The organism is Microcoleus sp. S36a_B3, assembly GCF_036700745.1.
In the GTDB taxonomy this organism is placed as follows: domain Bacteria; phylum Cyanobacteriota; class Cyanobacteriia; order Cyanobacteriales; family Microcoleaceae; genus Microcoleus.
Genome location: NZ_JAUBPN010000001.1, coordinates 26,607 through 46,260 on the forward strand (window position 1 = coordinate 26,607; position 19,654 = coordinate 46,260).

16 protein-coding genes and 1 pseudogene are annotated in these 19,654 nt (G+C 46.1%); 7 read left to right on the forward strand and 10 right to left on the reverse strand.

All coding sequences use genetic code 11. The features are described 5' to 3' along the window. Window positions 1-17: 17 nt before the first annotated feature. The 4 genes and pseudogenes from QUA01_RS00100 to QUA01_RS00115 all read right to left on the reverse strand — a co-directional run bounded on the left by QUA01_RS00100 (window position 18) and on the right by QUA01_RS00115 (window position 2,864). Window positions 18-551 carry a chemotaxis protein CheW gene (locus QUA01_RS00100; RefSeq protein ID WP_333088822.1) on the reverse strand — a complete coding sequence of 178 codons (534 nt, stop codon included), beginning with the start codon at window positions 549-551 and terminating at the stop codon, window positions 18-20. Between the two features lie 183 nt (window positions 552-734). Beyond that, a pseudogene (locus tag QUA01_RS00105) lies at window positions 735-977 on the reverse strand (RNA-guided endonuclease IscB); the annotation flags it as partial. A 140-nt stretch (window positions 978-1,117) separates the two neighbouring features. Next, window positions 1,118-1,519, reverse strand: a complete 402-nt coding sequence (locus QUA01_RS00110; protein WP_333088456.1) for a hypothetical protein — start codon at window positions 1,517-1,519, stop codon at window positions 1,118-1,120. 103 nt (window positions 1,520-1,622) lie between these two features. After that, complete coding sequence (locus QUA01_RS00115; RefSeq protein WP_333088458.1) at window positions 1,623-2,864, reverse strand: response regulator; 1,242 nt, start codon at window positions 2,862-2,864, stop codon at window positions 1,623-1,625. A gap of 430 nt (window positions 2,865-3,294) precedes the next feature. On the opposite strand from QUA01_RS00115, the gene QUA01_RS00120 reads away from it, so the two are divergent. Continuing rightward, on the forward strand, window positions 3,295-3,504 hold the full coding sequence (locus tag QUA01_RS00120; RefSeq protein ID WP_333088459.1) for a hypothetical protein: 210 nt from the start codon (window positions 3,295-3,297) through the stop codon (window positions 3,502-3,504). Between the two features lie 525 nt (window positions 3,505-4,029). Continuing rightward, window positions 4,030-5,949, forward strand: a complete 1,920-nt coding sequence (gene hmpF / locus QUA01_RS00125; protein ID WP_333088460.1) for a pilus motility taxis protein HmpF — start codon at window positions 4,030-4,032, stop codon at window positions 5,947-5,949. Here hmpF and tilS read toward each other — a convergent pair. The 3 genes from tilS to ccsB form a co-directional block, all read right to left on the reverse strand. After that, window positions 5,946-7,034 carry a tRNA lysidine(34) synthetase TilS gene (gene tilS / locus QUA01_RS00130; protein ID WP_333088463.1) on the reverse strand — a complete coding sequence of 363 codons (1,089 nt, stop codon included), beginning with the start codon at window positions 7,032-7,034 and terminating at the stop codon, window positions 5,946-5,948. The two genes, hmpF and tilS, sit on opposite strands and share 4 nt — an antisense overlap. A 502-nt stretch (window positions 7,035-7,536) precedes the next feature. Beyond that, on the reverse strand, window positions 7,537-7,962 hold the full coding sequence (locus tag QUA01_RS00135) for a KGK domain-containing protein (protein ID WP_194011953.1): 426 nt from the start codon (window positions 7,960-7,962) through the stop codon (window positions 7,537-7,539). A 424-nt stretch (window positions 7,963-8,386) separates the two neighbouring features. Next, a complete protein-coding gene (gene ccsB / locus QUA01_RS00140; RefSeq protein WP_333088467.1) occupies window positions 8,387-9,445 on the reverse strand; it encodes a c-type cytochrome biogenesis protein CcsB in 1,059 nt (352 codons plus the stop codon). An 801-nt stretch (window positions 9,446-10,246) separates the two neighbouring features. Between ccsB and QUA01_RS00145 the strand changes: the two genes are divergently transcribed. After that, window positions 10,247-11,155 (forward strand): Rpn family recombination-promoting nuclease/putative transposase, encoded by a 909-nt coding sequence (locus QUA01_RS00145; RefSeq protein WP_333088469.1) that lies wholly within the window; start codon window positions 10,247-10,249, stop codon window positions 11,153-11,155. 743 nt (window positions 11,156-11,898) lie between these two features. On the opposite strand, the gene QUA01_RS00150 is transcribed toward QUA01_RS00145, so the two are convergent. After that, the gene (locus tag QUA01_RS00150) at window positions 11,899-13,638 is read right to left on the reverse strand and encodes a DUF3352 domain-containing protein (protein WP_333088471.1); all 1,740 of its coding nucleotides are present in this window, start codon (window positions 13,636-13,638) and stop codon (window positions 11,899-11,901) included. 387 nt (window positions 13,639-14,025) lie between these two features. Next, the gene (locus QUA01_RS00155) at window positions 14,026-15,117 is read right to left on the reverse strand and encodes a hypothetical protein (RefSeq protein ID WP_333088473.1); all 1,092 of its coding nucleotides are present in this window, start codon (window positions 15,115-15,117) and stop codon (window positions 14,026-14,028) included. 135 nt (window positions 15,118-15,252) lie between these two features. Here QUA01_RS00155 and QUA01_RS00160 point away from each other — a divergent pair, with 135 nt between their 5' ends. The 3 genes from QUA01_RS00160 to QUA01_RS00170 all read left to right on the forward strand — a co-directional run bounded on the left by QUA01_RS00160 (window position 15,253) and on the right by QUA01_RS00170 (window position 18,785). Beyond that, on the forward strand, window positions 15,253-16,491 hold the full coding sequence (locus QUA01_RS00160; protein WP_333088476.1) for an LL-diaminopimelate aminotransferase: 1,239 nt from the start codon (window positions 15,253-15,255) through the stop codon (window positions 16,489-16,491). A 178-nt stretch (window positions 16,492-16,669) separates the two neighbouring features. Further along, complete coding sequence (locus QUA01_RS00165) at window positions 16,670-17,818, forward strand: AAA family ATPase (RefSeq protein ID WP_333088477.1); 1,149 nt, start codon at window positions 16,670-16,672, stop codon at window positions 17,816-17,818. Between the two features lie 160 nt (window positions 17,819-17,978). Beyond that, complete coding sequence (locus tag QUA01_RS00170; protein ID WP_333265711.1) at window positions 17,979-18,785, forward strand: hypothetical protein; 807 nt, start codon at window positions 17,979-17,981, stop codon at window positions 18,783-18,785. 11 nt (window positions 18,786-18,796) lie between these two features. Here the strand turns inward: QUA01_RS00170 and QUA01_RS00175 are convergent, their stop codons facing one another. Further along, window positions 18,797-19,039 carry a helix-turn-helix domain-containing protein gene (locus QUA01_RS00175; RefSeq protein ID WP_333088482.1) on the reverse strand — a complete coding sequence of 81 codons (243 nt, stop codon included), beginning with the start codon at window positions 19,037-19,039 and terminating at the stop codon, window positions 18,797-18,799. A gap of 211 nt (window positions 19,040-19,250) precedes the next feature. On the opposite strand from QUA01_RS00175, the gene QUA01_RS00180 reads away from it, so the two are divergent. Beyond that, window positions 19,251-19,517, forward strand: a complete 267-nt coding sequence (locus QUA01_RS00180) for a hypothetical protein (RefSeq protein ID WP_106149473.1) — start codon at window positions 19,251-19,253, stop codon at window positions 19,515-19,517. The last annotated feature ends 137 nt before the right edge of the window (window positions 19,518-19,654 follow it).

The following is a 19,654-nucleotide window of genomic DNA, read 5'->3' on the forward strand; positions in this document are numbered from 1 at the left end:
CCAATCTAAAATCGATTTCACGCTGCCCACCGCGCCGATCGCAGAATTTTCACTTGATCTAGCAGTCGCAGCACTGTTTGAGCTTGTGGGCCTAACATCCATTCTCCCCTCAGAAATGGAATCATGCCGTCTGGTGCATTGTTTTGGGAGTGCAGTTGCTCTACGTCGAGCCAGTCCATCCCCACAATGCGATCGACTGCGAGCCCCAAAATCGTGTCTTGGTCTTCCACAGCCACGATGGGAATTTCGGGTCTGTCTGTGTTGAGAGGTGTTTGGTCTCCCAAAAACTGACCGAGATCCGCCACCCAAATCACTCGTCCTCTCATGTTTAGCGTACCTAAAAGCAGAGAAGAAACGTTAGGGATAGGTGTCATGCGGTCTGGGGAGGGAGATAATACCTCTCTAATCCCGATCGCCGGCAGTGCGAACTCGTTCCCCGAAGGAACGTAGAACCGCAGGTGCAGCTCGCCTTCGGGAGTTTCCAGTTCTTGGAATTCTGGAGCCTGATCTATGCTTTGTCCTGGTAATATAAAGTCTGAGCTGCCACTAATCATAATTCTGACACCTGCATTTCTAGCAAATTTTTAACGTTTAGCGCCTTGAGAAGGCACTGTGGAAACTTCGACGGTCAAAACTTGACAATGCCAAGCTTGACACAGCCAAGGGGTGAATGGCTATCCTGCTGCTCGTTTTTGGCAATAAATGCGCGCTCTCAATAATAATTTAGGGTGCGATCGATTATTCACCACTTCTAAAGACTCTATTTGACCGACGCCAGCAGCATCAATCCAGTTAGATTTAGGGAATCCCAGTCGAGTCCGATTAAACTTGGTTAATCCACCAGAACCAGTTGAAACACGCAATCCAGTTTCTTTCAGCCGATTAAATAATGCCCACCGAGTTGAATTAACTGCTGCTGCATTTTTCAGGATATGCTTTGCTTGAGCGATAATCCGCTTGAGAACATCTGGCTTTTTAGGCTTAATTGGCTGACAAATTGGTTCAAAGGAAACAGCGATTTTTCTCCATCAAAAGCGTCATTATTTGACACCTCGGCTTTGCTTTCTTCGATTGCGTTTTCGGTGACGAAGGTTTTAACGCTTACATTAATACCTACCTACCGATTTTTGGGGTTGGGGAATGGTAAACTTTCGGCATCGCAGAATGAAACCAACCAACGACCAGCTTTTTTTTTGACGGTAAAAGTCTGGGAAACCAAACTACAGTTTAAAGGTTCGTCAAGGTCGAACGTCCCAAGTGTGGCAATCTTAATTATACTTCTGCGATCGTCCTTGTGGGGCAGGTTTTTCGCTAGCTTTTTACAGGCTTTTTGCGAGACGATTCTTGTGTTTTTCGGATGGGACACAATTTTTCGATTTGACAAATATAGCGCGCCGGATTGACCGTTTCGCCGATCGGCAACAGTTGAATCGCTCGATCGCCCAAAACGATACTGAGTCAAAGCATCCTTGAGGTTAATCAAAGCGTTTTGATACATCCTGTCAGACAATTGATTCATCCAGTTTAATTCAAGTGGTTTTTTTAGGCGATCTGTGAAAAGATTATTGCTTTCTTCCATCGACTTCGAGTCCAACAGCACCCTTACCGTAAATCAGCAACGTCTATTTTTCTTTGAGTTCATCTTCGAGCGAGCGATCTAATAATCTTGTTGATAGATTCGATGAAGGATAGCCTGGGCCCACATATTTTTCTACCAACATTAATAATTCGCTTTCGCCAAAAGGTTTGGTGTAGAAGTCTGTAGCTCCGGCCATGCGGGCTTTAACGCGATCGATAAATCCGTCGATGCCTGTGAGCATGACGATCGGCGTTTGCCGGAAAGCGGTAGAATTGCGGAGCATAGCGCAAACTTCGTAGCCGTCGAGTTCCGGCATGGCGATGTCGCACAGAATTAAATCGGGTTTGAGTTGAAAAACCAAACTCAGGGCTTGCAGGGGATTGCCGATGGCAGTAGCTTCGTAACCGTGTTCGTTTAAAATTGACTCGACTGTTTTGCGAATCACATTGTCATCGTCAATGCAGACAACTCTCTTAACCTTGTTTTCTGGATGCGGCGGCCATTCTCTTCTGTCGTTTGCCGGCGCAACAGATGGCTCGTAAAATACTTGCACCAATCCCTGCTGCACGAAGGGGTAAATCGCCTTAGCGACAGTCAGCACATCTCTGTTGAGGTAGCGTGCCATTTGGCGGATCGAAGTGTGACCGTCGGCCCAGCGCCTGAGAGTATTAAAGGTACTGGCTGGGAGGGCGACTCGTAGCTCGGTTGGATCTGAAATAACCGGACATTGGTTTGGCGACTGAATGTGAGGGTGAAACTGTTTCCACTGCTGCACCTGTTTGACAATCTTCGCTAGGAGGGGGCTAATTTCTAAGCTGGTCAGTTGAGGAGCTAATGCTGACCCCATTTCAAAAGTGAAGGAACCTTGATGAAGGCTGAGCAAGTCAAACAGGGTTTCGTGAACCATGCTGTGGATGATGTTGCGCCCTTGAGCTGGGGTGAGGATGTGGTTTTCTAGCAGGGCCCACAGATAGCCGTATTCTGGGGCATTGGTAGATGCCATATAAGGAACTTGGATTTTGTCGAGGGCTGTGTCTGCTTTGTAGCGGCGCAGGTAGTCGCGCAAGCGCAACAAACTGCCCGCACTCTGGGTAGCGTAAATAATCTGACCGTTGAAGCAGAAGACATACCAGGATTGTCCTGCAAGGGAGCGCGGGGGGGGTTGAGTACCCGTGTTGCTGGCGGTGGAACTGTAGGCTTCTACGAACAGTTCTCCGGTGCGCTGACCTAACTCAATCAATTGCAGGATGCTGCGGATGTCAATTTCACTCAAATTTCCCTGCATGCAGCTAAACTATCCTCTTTAAAACCGTTGTCTGAGATCGGAAAGACTGTGTGCTGGCCCAAAGATTGACTTGAGTTTCCGCGATCGTTCACGCGCTGATGCTGACGATCGTACAATTGGGAATTGACGAAAGGGATCGCGGCAAGCGGCGGGCGAGTTGGCAGCGCTACGAGTCCACAACCTGAAACCGCGAAACTCGCGACATTCTCCCGCTGTAGAGTTTCACCTTCTATGCCAACTGTTGCCTAAACTCGCAAAAGCCAAATCGCACAATTAATTGTACGGGCTTGGGGAGCTGGCAACGCTGGCATTCCCGACTGGTTCAAGTCTGGGAGTGCAAGACTTTTGAGGTTTACCCTGCGCTGTCGATCTTTTTGCTTGAGTTCTTTTTTAAACCCCAAAATTGTGTGCCGTCAAGTATGAACATTTGTTGGCAACTGTCAGGAAAATCCAGACTCTCGATCGACCTTTTTGCTCGCCTGCAGCTCAGTCACAGGCTCGCGTCATTCCACTATTCTATGACAGCACGGTTCAAATCCCTAGTCCGCCGGCTTTGGAAGCTTGCTTTGGGCAACCGGGAGGAGATCACGCTCGATCGGCAACTAAAGCCTGGTACAATCAACAGACAGTTTTTGACTGACACCGCCCAAAAACCGATACAGTGCCGCGTACTCCTGTCGTGGCGAGCCACAAATTTTAGAAGAAACTTCAACCTCCCAGATTCGTCTGTGGAGTGCATCTCAAATCTCAACTCTCAACTCTCACATTTTCAATGCCCCAATTGACCGAGCGAAAATAATGGGATACAAGTTGCTGACTATCCCCAGTGGCGATTCCCAAATTTGAGACTTTAGTTCCCGCTCCCAGGTGCAATGCTGCAAGCAAGCTGTACTGCATCTAGATTGTTGGTAGCGATTGAGCGGGAGAGAGTTTCAGAGGTGGAAGGGGAGAAGATTGCAGGATTTTGGGATTCTTGCAGCAATATACACTGTTTATTTGCACAACAGCTTAAATCTCTCAATATCCAATTCTTTAATCTAAAATCGAAAAACTGACCTTTTTCGGTTTTGGGCTGTGAGAATTCTCGCAGTTTTGCTAGTCTTTAATCAAGCGACATTGATACCGATCTCCCTTTCGTCCAGAAAGCTGGCGGCGGCAGTGCTTTTTGGATGCACTGCTGGGGAGTATAGTGCTGTGGGCGAGCGATCGAGAGAGTTGGGAAAGGATGCTATCCCCGAATTGGGAAAACGACACTAAAGACGACTTATATTTTCGGTCTTTAAGTAGCTTAAAGTATGTTTGGATAGGTTTTAGGAAGCAGAGGACTATTAGTGTGCTGTATCTAGCAGAAGTACAAAAACAGAGAAGCGGCTTTGGTCTCGGTGGCGGTAAGGCTGAACTGAAACTGCTAGCTTGTCAGCGGGGCGAACACAATTGGAGTGCCGTACCGGGGGATGATGCGATTCCAGTTGAGGAAGCTAATAAGTTTAACGACGGCACGCTGGTGCTGGTTGAGTTGAGCGCTAACAAGCAAGTACAGCGGATTCAGGAGGCTGCCCGCCAGTTGGTGAGCATTCTGCAAAATTTCTCGCGCTTGCAGGACAAGTTTAAGGATAAGGAAGAGGAAATTGAACAGTGGAAGGCTTCTCTGACGTTTTCGAGTCAGGAGCTCAATCGCCGGGAAATGGAAATGCAAGCCCGCGAAGAGCAGTTGGCTCAAATGGAGGAGGAGTTGGAGCGGCTGGAGGCTCAGCGCTCGGAAATTGAAAATACTCGCGATGAGGCTAACCGATTGCGGGATGAGGTCGATCGCAGCCGGGTGGAAATTGAGACGGCTTGGGAACAGTTGCGGGGCGAACAGCAGCAGGTGGCGACTCAGCAGTCTCAGATTCCGCAGGGGGCTGCGATCGACGAGCAGCAGGCACTGAGGATTCAGGAGTTGATGAACAAGCTGGGAGGTGCAATTTCTGCAGCTCAAGGGGTTCGGGAACAATTGAATCAGTCTTTTGGTGTTGTGGGGGCTCAGCAAGCAATTTTGGATTTGCACTGGCAGCAGTTGGAGCAAAAACGGGCCAATGCTCAGCAGCAGCAGGAAGATGTTGATCGACAGCTTCAAAGCCTGCAAAGCCGCTGGCAGGAGTGGTATCAATCTCAAGATGTTTTGGGACAAGCTCGGGCGGATCTTAAGGGGCATCAAAGTACGCTCAGCGCTAAGCAGGATCAGGTTGAGTCGATGTCTTTGCAGGCGCGGGCTGTTGAGGATATGTACGAGCAATTTTCTCGGTTCGCATCTGCTGCGGGTGCTGGGGGTATGGAGCAGGCAGTAGATGTGTCTGCTCTGGAGCAGATGCCGGTTGAGGAGTTGCAGGGGCTGGTGCAACACTTGCAAGAGGATTTGGAAAAGGTGTTCCGCTTTGTTAACGATCAAGAGGAGGAGTTGACTCTCCAACGGGAGACTATTGAGGAGCTGCAAGGAAAAATTCAAGCGGCTTCGGAGTACGATCGCATGGCTTTGGAAAATGAAATGGCCGATGAGCTCGAAAGTTATCAGATGTTGAACGAAACTCTGGTGGGACAGCGGCTCCGCTTGCAGGAACGGGAGGATGTTTTGAAGCAGCATCAGGGGGTGCTGTGGCGAAGATTGGGTACTGCTAATGCTCCAAAACAAGATCCTGCTGATATTGATTGGGAGCCGATGGTTGCAAAGCTCAATTCTGTGCGCCAGCAGCAAAGCCAAGAACTGCAAAGGCTGGAAAATGAAATTAGGCAGGTGCGGGAACTTATATCTCAAATTGAGGAAAATGTCAACCGCCAAAATGTAGAAAGTGAGTCGAAACGTTACGAACTCAAGCAGTTAGAGCAGAATTTGTTCAACCAAAAAGGTGCTATGGCGGAACTATGGGGCCGGGTGAATGTTTATCAAGAAATGTTGCAACCGGTGCAGGACAATTTGAGCGGGCTGCGCCTCAAGCTGGAAGCGGCGGGGGCGGAACTCGATCGCGTGCAGCAGACTGGGGAGGAGCAAGATCGGGTAGCTTCGGATCTGCGAGAAGTTCTTTCGGGTTTCATGACGGCTGAAAATTAAATATCTAAAATTATCCAAGGTTTTTCAACTCGGGCGATCGCTCCTCCTGGAAATGGATCGGTTTGCGATCGGTTGGGCGCTGCGATTAAGCTGGTGAGTTTTTCTACGCTGTCAAAGCTGGGCGCTGAGGGTAATATTTGTTGCAGTAGCTGTCGCATAGCCCGTCGCTGCAACGCTAGGGGTGCTTCTCGCAAAATCGGGCGATTTAACTTGACGGGGATTTGAAATTTTACCGGCTCGCTGTCTGCAATGGGACAGATTGCTCGCTGTAGCAAGTCGCTGGCTGCAAGTTCGAGATATTCGACATCGGCGCGGAGGAGTTCGGCTGTTTGGGCGATCGCCTGTTGGGCTTTTGGGTTGAAATGAGTTTCTAAATAAGGCAATAATTCCGATCGAATGCGGTTGCGGGCATATTTTAAGTCTTGATTTGTGGAATCTTCCCAAATTGGTAGTTTTTGCTCTTGACAAAATTGACCGGTTTGCGATCGGGTGATTTCGAGCAAGGGACGAACTAAATAGATTTTAGATTTTAGATTTTCGATTTTCGATTGGGAATTTTCATTTTGATTCTCCAATCTAAAATCTAAAATCGGCGATCGAAAATCGAACAGGGGGCGCGTCCAGGTGAGGGCAGAAAGTCCGTCGGCACCGCTACCGCGAATCAGGTTGTAGAGGAGTGTTTCGGCGCGATCGCTGGCTGTGTGACCTGTGACAATGTAGGGGTAGTTGTGGGCGATCGCAATTTCGGTTAAAGCTTGATACCGCCACTGTCTTGCCGCCGCTTCGGTTTTGGGCACTAACAAGGCGGTTTGCAAATAATAGGATATGCCCCAATTTTTCGCTAAATTTTCTACATGACTTGCATTTAATTGAGAATCAGAACGCCAGCGGTGATCGCAGTGGGTGATCGCTAAATCCCAACCCCATTTTGGTTGCAAATCCACCAGTAATTTGAGCGAACACAGAGAATCTTGGCCGCCGGATACTGCTACCAACAATCGCTGATTTGATGGCAATATTTGTCGCAGCAGCAGCGTCCGGTGCAGTTGAGCGTGGAGGTACGTCCAATTGGAAGATTCAGCCATGAGAGCAGTTTTTCATGCAGTAAGTCATTGGGCATTGGGCATTAGTCATTGGTCATTGGCCAAACAGGGCATTGGCCAAACAGGGCATTAGTCAACAGTCAACAGTCAACAGTCAACAGTTAACAGTCAACAGTCATTAGTCATTGGTGCTGTCCTTCCCGAGCTTTCCGTCCAATGTCCAACGTCCGAAGAGAAATGGAAGAAGGAAGAAGGAAGTTCAGCGTACTCGCAGTCTAGCCTGCAAGCTATGGTAGTGCTGTCCACGAAGAGCGGTTAGACAAAACTCGCTCATCGCCGACACTAAGCCCGTGCTATATCGCGACAGCTTGCAAAGCGAAAAAAAAGCTTTTTGCAAAAATATGAGATGATCCTAACAGATGGATGTTGAGGGAATTGGGAATTGGGCGGAGCGAAGCGGAGGGATTGGGAATTGGTAATAGGGCAATTTCCCCCTTTTTTTCACTCACAATTGCCACTTTCCCATTCTCTAAATTTCTGCTTTTTAGCTCCACATTCCTCTACTGTGAGGGTTGCTGTCTGGATACCCAGACAAAGGATAATTGTCACTTATTTGTGTTGAATCGGCTACAGTTGGTTCATCATTAGTATCAGTTGGGAATGAGCTATTTTGGTCGTAGGTCTGCGTGGTGTCTGATGTTTCTGGGGAGGCTGGAAGGGCTTTTTGTTCTGTTACCTCAGATTCGATCGGGTAAAACTCCAGACGCATCCTAAGTTTGCCTTTTGTCCAGTTTTTTCCGGCACTTAAAACTTCGCAATCCATGCCGTCTGAAAATAAGTGTTGTTCTAGCAATTTTGACTGCATAATGGTCATAAATTCGCTAACTTTGAATGTACACTGATACATTAAAGCGCTGGCAGGAGCAGACAAAACATCGTCTTCTTTGAGAAATATTTGTGATTCGTCCATATCAATTGTCCTGTTAATGAAGGAAGACGGAAAAGGGAAGAGAGCCCTTTGGCTACGCGAGCGGGTAAAAAGAAGGAAAAGGGAAGAAAGTTTTTGATTCTCGATGCTTTTATAAGCTGGCATTACATTGATGTCAAGTTTACCTCAAACGCAGTACCGGTCTGCTGTTTTACGATTAGGCTCCGAGCCCGCCGAATTCTTGCCCCCTACTCCCCCTTAAGAAGAGGGGGGGTGGAAGCGATGGAAGTCCCCTTTTAAAGGGGAATTGAGAAAGAGGCAGACTCGGATGCAAACGAGAGATACAAAGGATTTTAGGCTGAATTTGACACTAATATTGGGCGTTGCCACCTGAGAACCGGAGATGCTATTAATCCCTACACTTTGATTTATGCTGTTTTTCTTTGGCCCATTGGTGGCTGAGAAATTAGAAAAACCAACCGTAGGAATGTAAACCTTTGCCTAGCAGATTAACGCCTAAATAGCAAATCCAAACTACTACAAAACCTGTGGCGGCTAAAATTGCTGGGCGTCTTCCCTGCCAGCCGCGAGTGATGCGGGCGTGCAGGTAGGCTGCAAATACTAACCAAGTAATTAGCGCCCAAGTTTCTTTCGGGTCCCAACTCCAGTACGATCCCCAAGCTTCGTTAGCCCAAACGGCACCGGCGATAATTCCAACTGTCAGCAAGGGAAATCCTAAACCGATGATGCGATAGCTAATGTTATCAAGGGTTTCTGCTAGATTCAAGCGCTGGGGCGAGAGAAGTTCTGCGGTTTGAGTTGGGGCGGTTGATGCGGTTTGAACGGTTGCTAGTTCGAGCACTGCGGTGGTGCTGTAACCGTTATTGCTGTTGAAAGCGGGTTCGCCAACAGGTTGTCCGCTGTCGTCGTCGGCTGGGGGTTGGGGGTTTTGCGGGCGTTGGAGGCGGTAGTTGCCGTTGCGGTTGCTGCTGGTGCCGAAGGAACTACCGGTGAGTTCGATTTTTTGGCCGCGGGTGACGATTAAAAATGCGATCGCTAGCAATGCTCCTACCATTAAGGTGGCGTAACTGAGCATCATGACGCTAACGTGCATCATCAGCCAGTTGGATTTGAGGGCTGGTACTAGGGGCTCTGCCGATTGCATGGTGTCGGGGAGAGTCAGGGCGGCAAAGGCGGTTATTGCCATTGCTACGGGGGTTGTCGCTACTCCGACTAGACGGGAACGGCTCATGTTTTCGGCGACTAGATGGATGGCGGTGATGCCCCAAACTAGGAAAAATAGGGATTCGTAGAGGTTGCTGAGCGGGAAGTAGCCGGCTTCTATCCACCTAGAACCGAGTAAGGCGGCGATGGAGAGGTTGGCGACGGCCATTCCTGCGGTGCCTAGGGCGGCCAGGTAGGGAATGTTGGGGAAGGCTGCGCCTACCCAGTAGATGAGCATTGTTGCGAACAGGATGGCGAAGGAGATGTTGTCCAGCCAGTTCTGAAGTACGACCAGATCCATATTATTTACTCCGGTAGTGTTTTTACTTATTTTTGCTAACTAGATCGATCGTACTGGGGTTCGGGAGTTTTGGGTTTGAGATTTGGAATTTTTGTGGCAATTATGAGTTTTTGGCTATGGTTGAGGTGCCTGGGGGCGATCGCACTGACGCCTAAAACAAGCTACTCTTGACCCACCAGACGACTGTCACCCCGTCAAGTCGGGCTTGTTGATTCTGGCTGACGGCTTGAGGTTGGACGAGTTGAAAGTAAGGAAACACCGAATGCTGAGGGTCGAAATTCGATCGCCCGCTAACAAATTTAGTCTTGGACGTAGAGGGGCAGAAACGGGGTTTTTTCAGGAAAATCCTTCGTTTTCACCCAGAGATTAAGTAAAAAACTCGGTTTCTTTGTCGGGAGTGCGTCTAGGACTGAAAATATAGGATATTTTTTGATATTGGGCTATCTCGAATCGTTTAAAATAGATTTAGCAGATTACCCACTTGCTGTTTTTGCAACCAGCAAAACAACGGAATCCCCCGAATCAAGTCGTGGATACTCCCCAAATTTTAGACCAAAGCTCAAGCTCCGGTGATTTATCTAGAAAAGTCAATTCTAAAATTGAAAATCTAAAATCTAAAATAGACTGATGGCTGGATAATTTGCACAGGCTAGATGATATCATGTGCAGTCGATTAGTATAACAAAAATAGTTCGTAGTGCGGACTGGCATACGCAATCCCGGAGCGGACTTGCATACGCACTACGACGAACCAATCCGAGATAAGTTAATCGACCGCACACGATAGGAGATGTTGAGTTAATGCGTCGAGATTCAATTTTTTATAAGTTATTTCAAGAAGCTCCGACGCTGTTGTTTGAGCTATTGGAAGAGTCACCATCAAATGCGGAACAGTATCGATTTGATTCGGTGGCGGTGAAGGAACCGAAGTTTGAAATTGATGGGGTGTTTTTGCCGCCGGATGCTGCACCGGGAGTTGTATATTTCTGTGAGGTGCAGTTTCAGCGGGATGAATTGCTTTATGAGAGATTGTTTGGTGAGTCGTTTTTGTATTTTTATCGCAACCGCCAGCGATTTACTGATTGGGAAGCGGTGGTAATTTATCCGAGTCGATCGACTGAACAATCAGAAACGCATCCCTATCGATCGCTCACCAGCAGCAATCAGGTACATCGGGTATATTTGGATGAGTTGGGTGCGATCGAACAGTTGCCGCTGGGAGTGGCGCTGATGGCGTTGACGACTATCGACGAAGCGAGTACGCCGGAAGCTGCGCGATTGTTGCTGGCGCGATCGCAGCGGGAGGAATCGGAAGCGGCGAGTCGCGCCATAATAGAGATGCTGACGACAATACTGGTTTACAAGTTTACAAATTTAAACCGAAGGGAGGCAGAGGCGATGTTAGGGATTACGCTTGAGGAAACTCGGTTTTATCGGGAAGCTAAGGAAGAAGGCATCGAACAAGGCATTGAACAAGGCATTGAACAAGGCATTGAACAAGGCCGCGAACAAGAAGGAAGAGCCTTGATTTTACGTCAGCTAAATCGCCGTTTGTTAAATTGGCGAGTTGGAACTTTGCCGGAATCTATCACCTCTAGAATTGCTGATTTGTCGATCGAGCAAATTGAAACTCTAGCAGAGGAATTGTTAGATTTTCAGTCGATCGCAGATTTAGAGGTTTGGCTGGAAAATTTGCCGCAGGAAGATTGAGGCGATGTGAGGGATTACACTTGAGGGGGCGATCGCGCCCTTTGCGCGCACAAATACCTCAAACGTACTCCCCCTCTGCTTCCTAGGTTCTGGGGCGTATGAAAGTGCATCCGCCGTTGCTGGGAGGATGTTAAGGGTGCGATCGGGGATGATTCCGGCGGATTAGAAGCGGATTGATGATGGTGGAAGATGTTTTGGGCGATCGTACCCACAGACTGATGTTAAATTTTTCTGTATGGCTAGTCTAAATCAATTGCGTAATTCTTTTAGGAGAAATCCCCCCTTGGAATTTTATTCATGACTACAATCACCAAATCCGATTAGCAATGCTGAAGATTCAACCCCCCTCAATTTTCTCAATCCTTTACATAAAAGCACTACCAAAATAGCCTGTACAATGACCTAACATTAACAGTCCAGCACGCAATCGCCCGCCAAGAAACCCGGTTTCTTTGCATTACTGGGGACTGCAGCGGAGGATTTTAGTCCATTAAACCAGGTTTGTGACAACCGCTGCACAAGTCCTAATTAAATTATAAAAATAATAAATAATCTTGCCTCCCGCCGTTGCTGTTTAATATCATATCCGCACTACGAACTGCACGCGCAAGCAGGTTCGTAGTGCGGACTTGACTCCGCTTTCCGCCAGCAAAAAATGGATACTACAAACCGTGTTTGTTATGGCAATCGACCCGACATGATATAAAGAGTTTTCATGGCGGATTTGTTCCATGATTTAAGAGCTAATTGGGAGAAGTTTGGACGGTGGGCGAAGGACTCGGTGCACTAGGATTCGGCGAGGGCTTTGGAGAAGGAGTGGATTGGTCGGATTTTTTGAGTCTGACAAAAGCGTCGTAGCGGGTGGTACGATCGCTAATGACGGCCGCTGTAACGCCGATCGACCGCGTGGCATCTATCCACATTTTTTGGGTGGGAGGAAACTCCGGTAAAGCTAGGTTTTTCGGGTTAAACGCAGTTTCGGTGTCGATGAAAAAATTGCCGTTGTTGGGCTTAAGTTGCGATCGTACAGTTTTCTGAAAAATTTCGCTGCTTAAAAGCGGACTTTTCGGCGCAGGAACGATCGCCTCAACCACGGGAGCTCCTACTGCGATAAACGCAACATTATTCATCCAGCCGCGAGTTACCGCAATCCCTCCAAACTGCGATGTCCATTTAGTCGCAGGTTGACCGCCGACTTTAATATCCTCAACTCTAAACCCTTTCATTTTCATCGTTTCATCAAGCTGTTTCAGGGATTTGTTAGCTGCGCTGCGGTTGTTTGTTTCCACCATAAATACAAATCCAGCAGCATATTTGTCTTTGGGATTTGGCGCGCTGGCAGGTATTAATGACAGAGAAAATTCTCCCCCCATCCAGTCGAGCAAATCTTTATCTAAATCCAAGCCGGTAGTGGATTTTAAACCTGTACGCAAAATTTGGGGATTAATTGGGGACAGCGGGTTAGCATCCGCTCCCAATACATAGTCTTGCCACAAACGCTGCAAGTTGCCGCCCGATACCATCATGATTGTATTGCTTGGGAGGCGGTCAACCATTTTTAAAGCGTTGTTTTCTACCACTATCTTTCTCGTGGAATCTGGTTTGAGCCAAGAGATGGATTTGAATCCAATGCCTTCTGAATCTAGTGTCGCTGTGGTGGCAAATCCCTGATTTTGTTGCAGTTTTTCCAGGTTTTCTGGCGAAATTTCGCGGGCTGAGTTGGCTGCTGTAAAGGCTGCTGCAACGGGCATATTGACGTAGAGTTGACCGAAGGCTGCTGGATCTTTTATTTGTTGGATGGCGTCTGCATAGCCGGGGGTTTTGGCGAGGGATGGTTCGCCTTTGTAGGTGTCAATTATTCTGTCTGTAGCCGTGGGATCTGTGGTGACTGCTAGATAGTTTGTGCCGAGTACCGCAACTGAAAAACTGCGATCGGGTATACCTTGAGTTTCTGTAACTTGCACGCCTTTATAATTGCGCTCAACCATTTTTCCTTGGTTGAGGGATCTGGGTTTTGCTAATAATTCTTTGGCTTTAATCGGGTTAGCAATTGGCAAGATAATTGCGACTGACTGCTGCATTGGCTGAGGCGGGGGCGAGTTGGGTGTCCGTGGGGGGACTGGTATTGCTGTTTTGTTTCGCAGAAACGCTACCATTGCTGTGTTACCTACCCACGGTTGAATGTCTTGCGCGTAGGCGTAACCGTTGGTTGTCAGGAGGCGATCGCGCAATTCGCTTAAAAACCTTTCAAACGAAGCTTTTGACTCGGGCGTACCAAACTCTCGCAGTTTATTCCACTGCGATTCATCCGTAGTGATCGATAGAGCCATCATCGCATCTTGCGGGACAACCGTTGCTCCCGCCGGTAAATCTTTGGCGGACCCGCGAGAAATGACGAGGTAGTACGCGAGAAAGCCTAAACCGATCAGAAGTGTAGCGGCTCCGATCGCAAACAGCAGGGAAGATTTATCTTTCTTAAACATTATTCGTAAGGTTTGGGTGCTCGGAACATGATAGATGATTTCCTTGCCTAATGTAGCAAATGTTGAAACAAGAAGGAAAAACAGAAACGGAAGTCGGAAGAAGCAAGAATAGCAATAGAAGCAGTAAAGCGTGAAGTCGCAAAATCTCCGAGAAAAGAAGACTTTACAAAACTTACGCGCGCCGAGGGCACAAACCGGATTTCTGCCTAAATATCTAGCGAAGAACCGAGGATTTTTCTAAGAAACTCGGTTTGAGAGCGCAACTCCTGCTTTAGTTAAGCCGATCGACCTTGAAATTCCCTGCTAGTAAATAATAAACTTTTTGTAAGCCTTTGCTCCGACAGCCTCCGAAAAGTCAAATATAAATGCCGCAACAGATTAATTGAATCAGTTTCTCGCCTTAAAGTCTTTAAAAATCGTTTGAAACGAGTACATCAACCGGTGGACATCGTTTGTCGCCCTCGGAAAAATGTTGAGCTCCCATTTTTTGCGCGCAGTTGTTAGTAGTTTTGCTACGGGCTGGGAGTAACTGTTAGAAATGAAATAGCTGCCGCCTTCGTAACGAATATCTGACGCTAATCCGATAAAAGCACCGGCCGTTTCTAGTTGAAGTTCCGAGGTGTAGTGTTCAGTTTTGACCGCTAAAATTACTTGCGAGTGTCGGGGTTCGCGGTTGAGCAAGCGACAGATATTCGCTTCTTTTTGGTACAAAATTAAAACGTTGCAGTTGTGCAGAACTCCGGCTCTACCTTGGACTTTTACTCCGAGGTGAATTTCTAGGGCTGGTTTGTCGGGAAATTCCACCACAGCATGAGTGTATGGATGTGCGGTGCCGTGGATTGTTCCGGCTGTTTTTCTAAAGGTTAAATATTTCGGTGTTTCGTCGTCTAAAACATTGTTGTAATAAATATTACCGCCTTCATTAGCAACTGCTTTTAGCAGGATGGTGAATAAGTAAGCGTCAAAAATTCTTGCTTGTTCTGCTGCTCCGTTGAAATCGGGGTCGATGGAGCTTTTTAATTTGCTTTTAATGTCGGAATTGAGGGCGTAGTTGCTAGGCTCTGAGGGCAGTTTTTCGAGTAATTGCTTGAGGGCGATCGCCTGTTTGTGGCGAGGGGCAGTCACGCTGGAGGTAAACTCGATTGTTTGGGCTGTTTCTGCACCTGAATTGGCAAAAATAATTTTTGTGCCCAGAGGAGAGGTTTCCGATTCTACTTTCAAGAAATAAGCTATTTCGTCTTCCATTTCGGAAGTGTTCACCGTCGCTTGTCCGACAGCATCAATTAACAGCAAAAGTTGTTCTTTTGCGGTATAATCTTCTATCTTGAGCAGAGGTGTCTTTCTTTTGAGCGATCGCTCTTGAATTACTTTACCTATCTCTACAGTATCCGCTACTTGTTGAACTACCCAATCCAATTTAAACTCATTTAGAATTGCCGCCAGTTCTTGATAGAGTTTGGCGTACTCGATGTCGTCCATAATTGCTTCTGCACTGCACACTATATCTAATTATACAAGGTGGTTGATTTTTTTGTCAATCTGCCAACAGCCAACAGTCAACACTCAACTGCCAATTAGCAGTAAGCTATTTTACGACAAACTAGCGATCGAACTATGGCAACTATCAACGACAACTACCTCAAACTCAAAGCCGGCTACCTGTTTCCCGAAATTGGGCGCAGAGTCAAAGCCTTTGCAGATGCGAATCCCCAAGCGCCCATCATCCGGCTGGGGATTGGCGACGTGACTGAACCGCTACCGGCTGCTTGTCGCGAGGCGATGGTGGCGGCGGTAGCAGACATGGGTTCGCGGGATACCTTCAAAGGATACGGCCCGGAACAAGGTTATGAATGGCTGCGCGAGAAAATTGCCGAGCACGATTTTAAGTCGCGGGGATGCGAAATTGATGCTTCGGAAATCTTTATTTCTGACGGTTCTAAGTGCGACTGCGGCAACATTCTCGATATCTTTGGCAACAATAACACGATCGCAGTTACAGACCCTGTATATCCGGTGTACGTAGACACAAACGTGATGGCCGGACACACGGGAGATGCCAACGACAAAGGCGAGTACGAAGGCTTTGTTTACCTGCCAATTACAGCAGAAAACAATTTTACTGCCCAAATTCCGACAGACAAAAAAGTCGATTTAATTTACCTGTGTTTTCCCAACAATCCGACGGGGGCAACTGCAACGAAGGAACACTTGCAAGCTTGGGTAAATTATGCTAAGGCGAACGGTTCGATTATTTTCTTCGATGCGGCCTACGAAGCGTATATTACCGATCCGAGTTTACCACATTCTATCTACGAAATTGAAGGTGCGCGCGATTGTGCGATCGAATTTCGTTCGTTCTCCAAAAATGCTGGTTTCACCGGTACTCGCTGCGCCTTCACAGTAGTACCGAAGACTTTGACAGGAAAAGCAGCCGACGGTTCCGATGTCGAAATTTGGAAGTTGTGGAACCGCCGCCAATCTACTAAGTTTAACGGAGTTTCTTACATCGTGCAGCGCGGTGCAGAAGCCGTTTATTCTGAGAAAGGCAAGGCTGAAATTCAGGCATTAGTCAATTTTTACATGGAAAATGCGAAGATAATTCGCGAGAAATTGACAGCGGCGGGAATCGAGGTTTATGGTGGAGAAAATGCGCCTTATGTATGGGTGAAAACGCCTCACGGCTTGACGAGTTGGGAGTTTTTTGATAAGTTGCTGCAAACTGTAAATGTGGTGGGGACACCGGGTTCTGGTTTCGGTGCGGCGGGTGAGGGTTATTTCCGCATTTCGGCGTTTAATAGTCGGGAAAATGTGGAGGAAGCGATGCGACGGATTGGGGAAGAGTTTAAGGTGTAAAAGGGCGAGAGGCAAGTCTTTTTGGGGCGGGCAAGATGCCCACCCCACAAGAAATAGATATGTTGTGGAACAGGCATCTTGCCTGTTCATGAAAATAGTAAAAGATGTGAGTTATAATCTAAAATGATTGTGGCTCAGGGTTTAAATAAAAAATGCAACCCAACACCAGGAGTTTATTATGCACTTGCTACGAGTTCAAGTTCCTGATTTTCGCGGTTTAAAAGATATTGACATCACTTTTGAAAAGGATTTTGTTCCTAAGATTTTTCCGCTGGGAAGTCAAAATGGTGGCGGAAAAAGTACGCTGTTGCAGTTGATTTTTGTGTTGTTGCACTGTTCGGGTGATGATGATAAAAAACCGTTTTTACAAAATATACTTCACGGCTTTAAAATTGCTGATGGAGAAGACAAAAGAGTCTTAGCCATTATTGACATTTGGGATGGAGAAGAAACATTCAAAATTGAATTCTATGTCCGTAAATTTGAAGATCCTACTTTGGTAGATGAAAATATACAGCAGGAAGATATAGAGCCAGAGCATAGAATAAATATATGTAATTATTCAAGCGATCGAAACTATAATGGTCATGAAAACCCAAATACACAGTTACTATGTTATTTTAATAATCTGAAACAGGACGAAGGAAAATTATTTTTAAATAAAGTGTCCGATAAAATTTTTCTGGCAGCTCCTTTAACACAAGTTTTTCTGTTTTTGCCGAGGTATTATCAAGTATTATTATTTAGAGGATCGAGTCAGGGAGATGGTGGTTATTATGGAATAGTTGACTCGGTAAAATCTAAATTAAATGGTTTTTTTACCTATGAATTCCTTGCTGTAGATATACTTATTCAATCATTTAAAGCTGCTCGCGATCGCGATTTCAGAGAAGCGATAATCACAGGCAGCTACGGGAACAGCTATCAAGCTCTAATTAAGGAATTAAATATGCTATTGGCAAATAAAAAAATAAATTTCAATGAAGATTTTGCTGGTGTCAATTTTAAATTGGATAATAACGGTGAAACTATAGAACTATATCCCGAAGATTTAAGTCACGGCGAACTCAAAAGACTTAGCATCTATATATGGCTAAAGTCCCGCAACATAAAAGATGCTATAGTTTTGATGGATGAAGTTGAAATTGCTTTTCATCCAGATTGGCAATATCAAATTATATCAGACCTTCAAGAGTGGGCTCCTAGCAATCAATATATTCTGGCAACTCACTCCTACGCATTGTGTGAAGCTCTGACACCAGCTCACGTTAAAGAAATTGAGCCAAAACTGATCAAACAAGAATCTAATATTACAAATGAGTCTTAATCCAGAACAGCTAGAAGAACATTGCGAGATAATTCTTAAGTCTCCCGAAATTAGAAACAAAATTGTTGTCTTGTGCGAAGGCACGATTCCCGAGATCGGGGGTAGAAAGTCAGTTCAATCTTATAAAGCAATGAAGCACAGACCAGATGCCAATTTTTATATGGATTGCATTCCGAAATGGTGGAGCCAGAAGCGACCGACATTTTTCAACTGTGGCGATCGCAAAGATGTAATAGACACCTACTTTACTCTTTTAACATTACACGAACAGGATACCACTAATTCAAATTTAGCTCCCGAGCGACTTTTTGCAATGATAGATTTAGACTTGCAACTGCAAACGATCGAGAATTATATTTTTAAAGATACAGAAGCAATTTTTCGCAATCTTTACGAAAAATCGCAGGTGAAAGAGCCAAACGCAGCACAGCATCGGATCTGGATTACAGGTTTGATCCACAAAGAAGCATATTTTCTGACACCTGAACTTCAATCAGTATTTGATGATTATCCTAATTCTCCGTATTATAAATATCAAGAAAATTTAGCGTCACTAACAAATATTTATAGTGATATGGCTGATACAATTAGTAGCGATAAAGATTTGCAGCTTAACACAAAGAGAGCATTAGAGCGCATAAATCATTGTTCGGGATTGGATTGTACGGAATTAGACTTAGACAAATTCCAGGATTCATGGAAACATCAGTTTCAAAATACGACTGATGCAACCCAGAAGCATGAGTTAATAGTAGCTTTGCTGACAATTAAAAAAGCTAAGGATTATTGGCATCTAATTAAGCCATCCGGTGACTTTAGCCGGGAAGATTGGGTATATAGAGAGCAACTAGCGTCAGAAATTGGGAGATTTTATTCAGAGCAAAGTAGCGATGTTAAGTCTCATATTCCTTTTTTTTTCAAAACATTGTATGAGTTAGTTTATTTAGATAAAACGCCTCAATTATAATATTCCATTTTCTATCCATCAGCATCGCTAGGAAAACCAAATTGGTCTGGTAATTCAGCAGAGGTAATTTGCAAAATCTCTAGCAACTTCTTGTATTGCACAGGCGTCAGCTTCGGTACAGATCGCCCAGCTTCCCAGTTGCTTACCGTCGCTTCCGTAACGCCAAGTGCTTCTGCTAGCTGCTTTTGAGTCATAAACCGCTGAGTTCTCAATCGCATTAAGGGCGATCGATCGGCTCTTTCTGAGGTTTCCATAGGCTATTTGTTAACTTATATTAAATAATTTAGATTTTGCCTAAAATAATTGACATCTGCCCTAAATTAATTTAGATTTAAGCCAATAAAGATTAGACAGCACCAGAACCGCAACTTGTGCTGTAGGGGAATTGTTGTCTTTTCTTCGATCTGTCATTGTACGCGGTTTTACCGTTACAAAGCATCAAACCTATCGAAAATTGTCAAAACTATGTTGCAAGATTCCGCATCGAACCAAGTATCGCCCCAAGTTTTAACCAACCAAAGCTTTGAGGCCGATAATCGCGAATCCATCCGTCACGTCATCATCGGTTCGCCGCTGGGAGTACGGCGCACAATCCACCAACTCCACGCCTTGCGCTACGCGGAAGTTGCTCGTTGGACGCATCCCATCGCCATTCCCGACAATCGCATCATTATTACACCGGAACAAGGAGAAATCATGAGTTTGTTAGTTAAGTTAATTCGGTTGGATTGAAGTGTCAAATGTGCGATCGCCATTTCGAGAATTGAGTCAAAAGCGCGATCGCACATCTCCCCTGCTCACCCGTACTCAATCCGGGATTTTTACTTAATTATTTCTTAGTCCGCGGAGGCGGACATTGTTTGTATAGC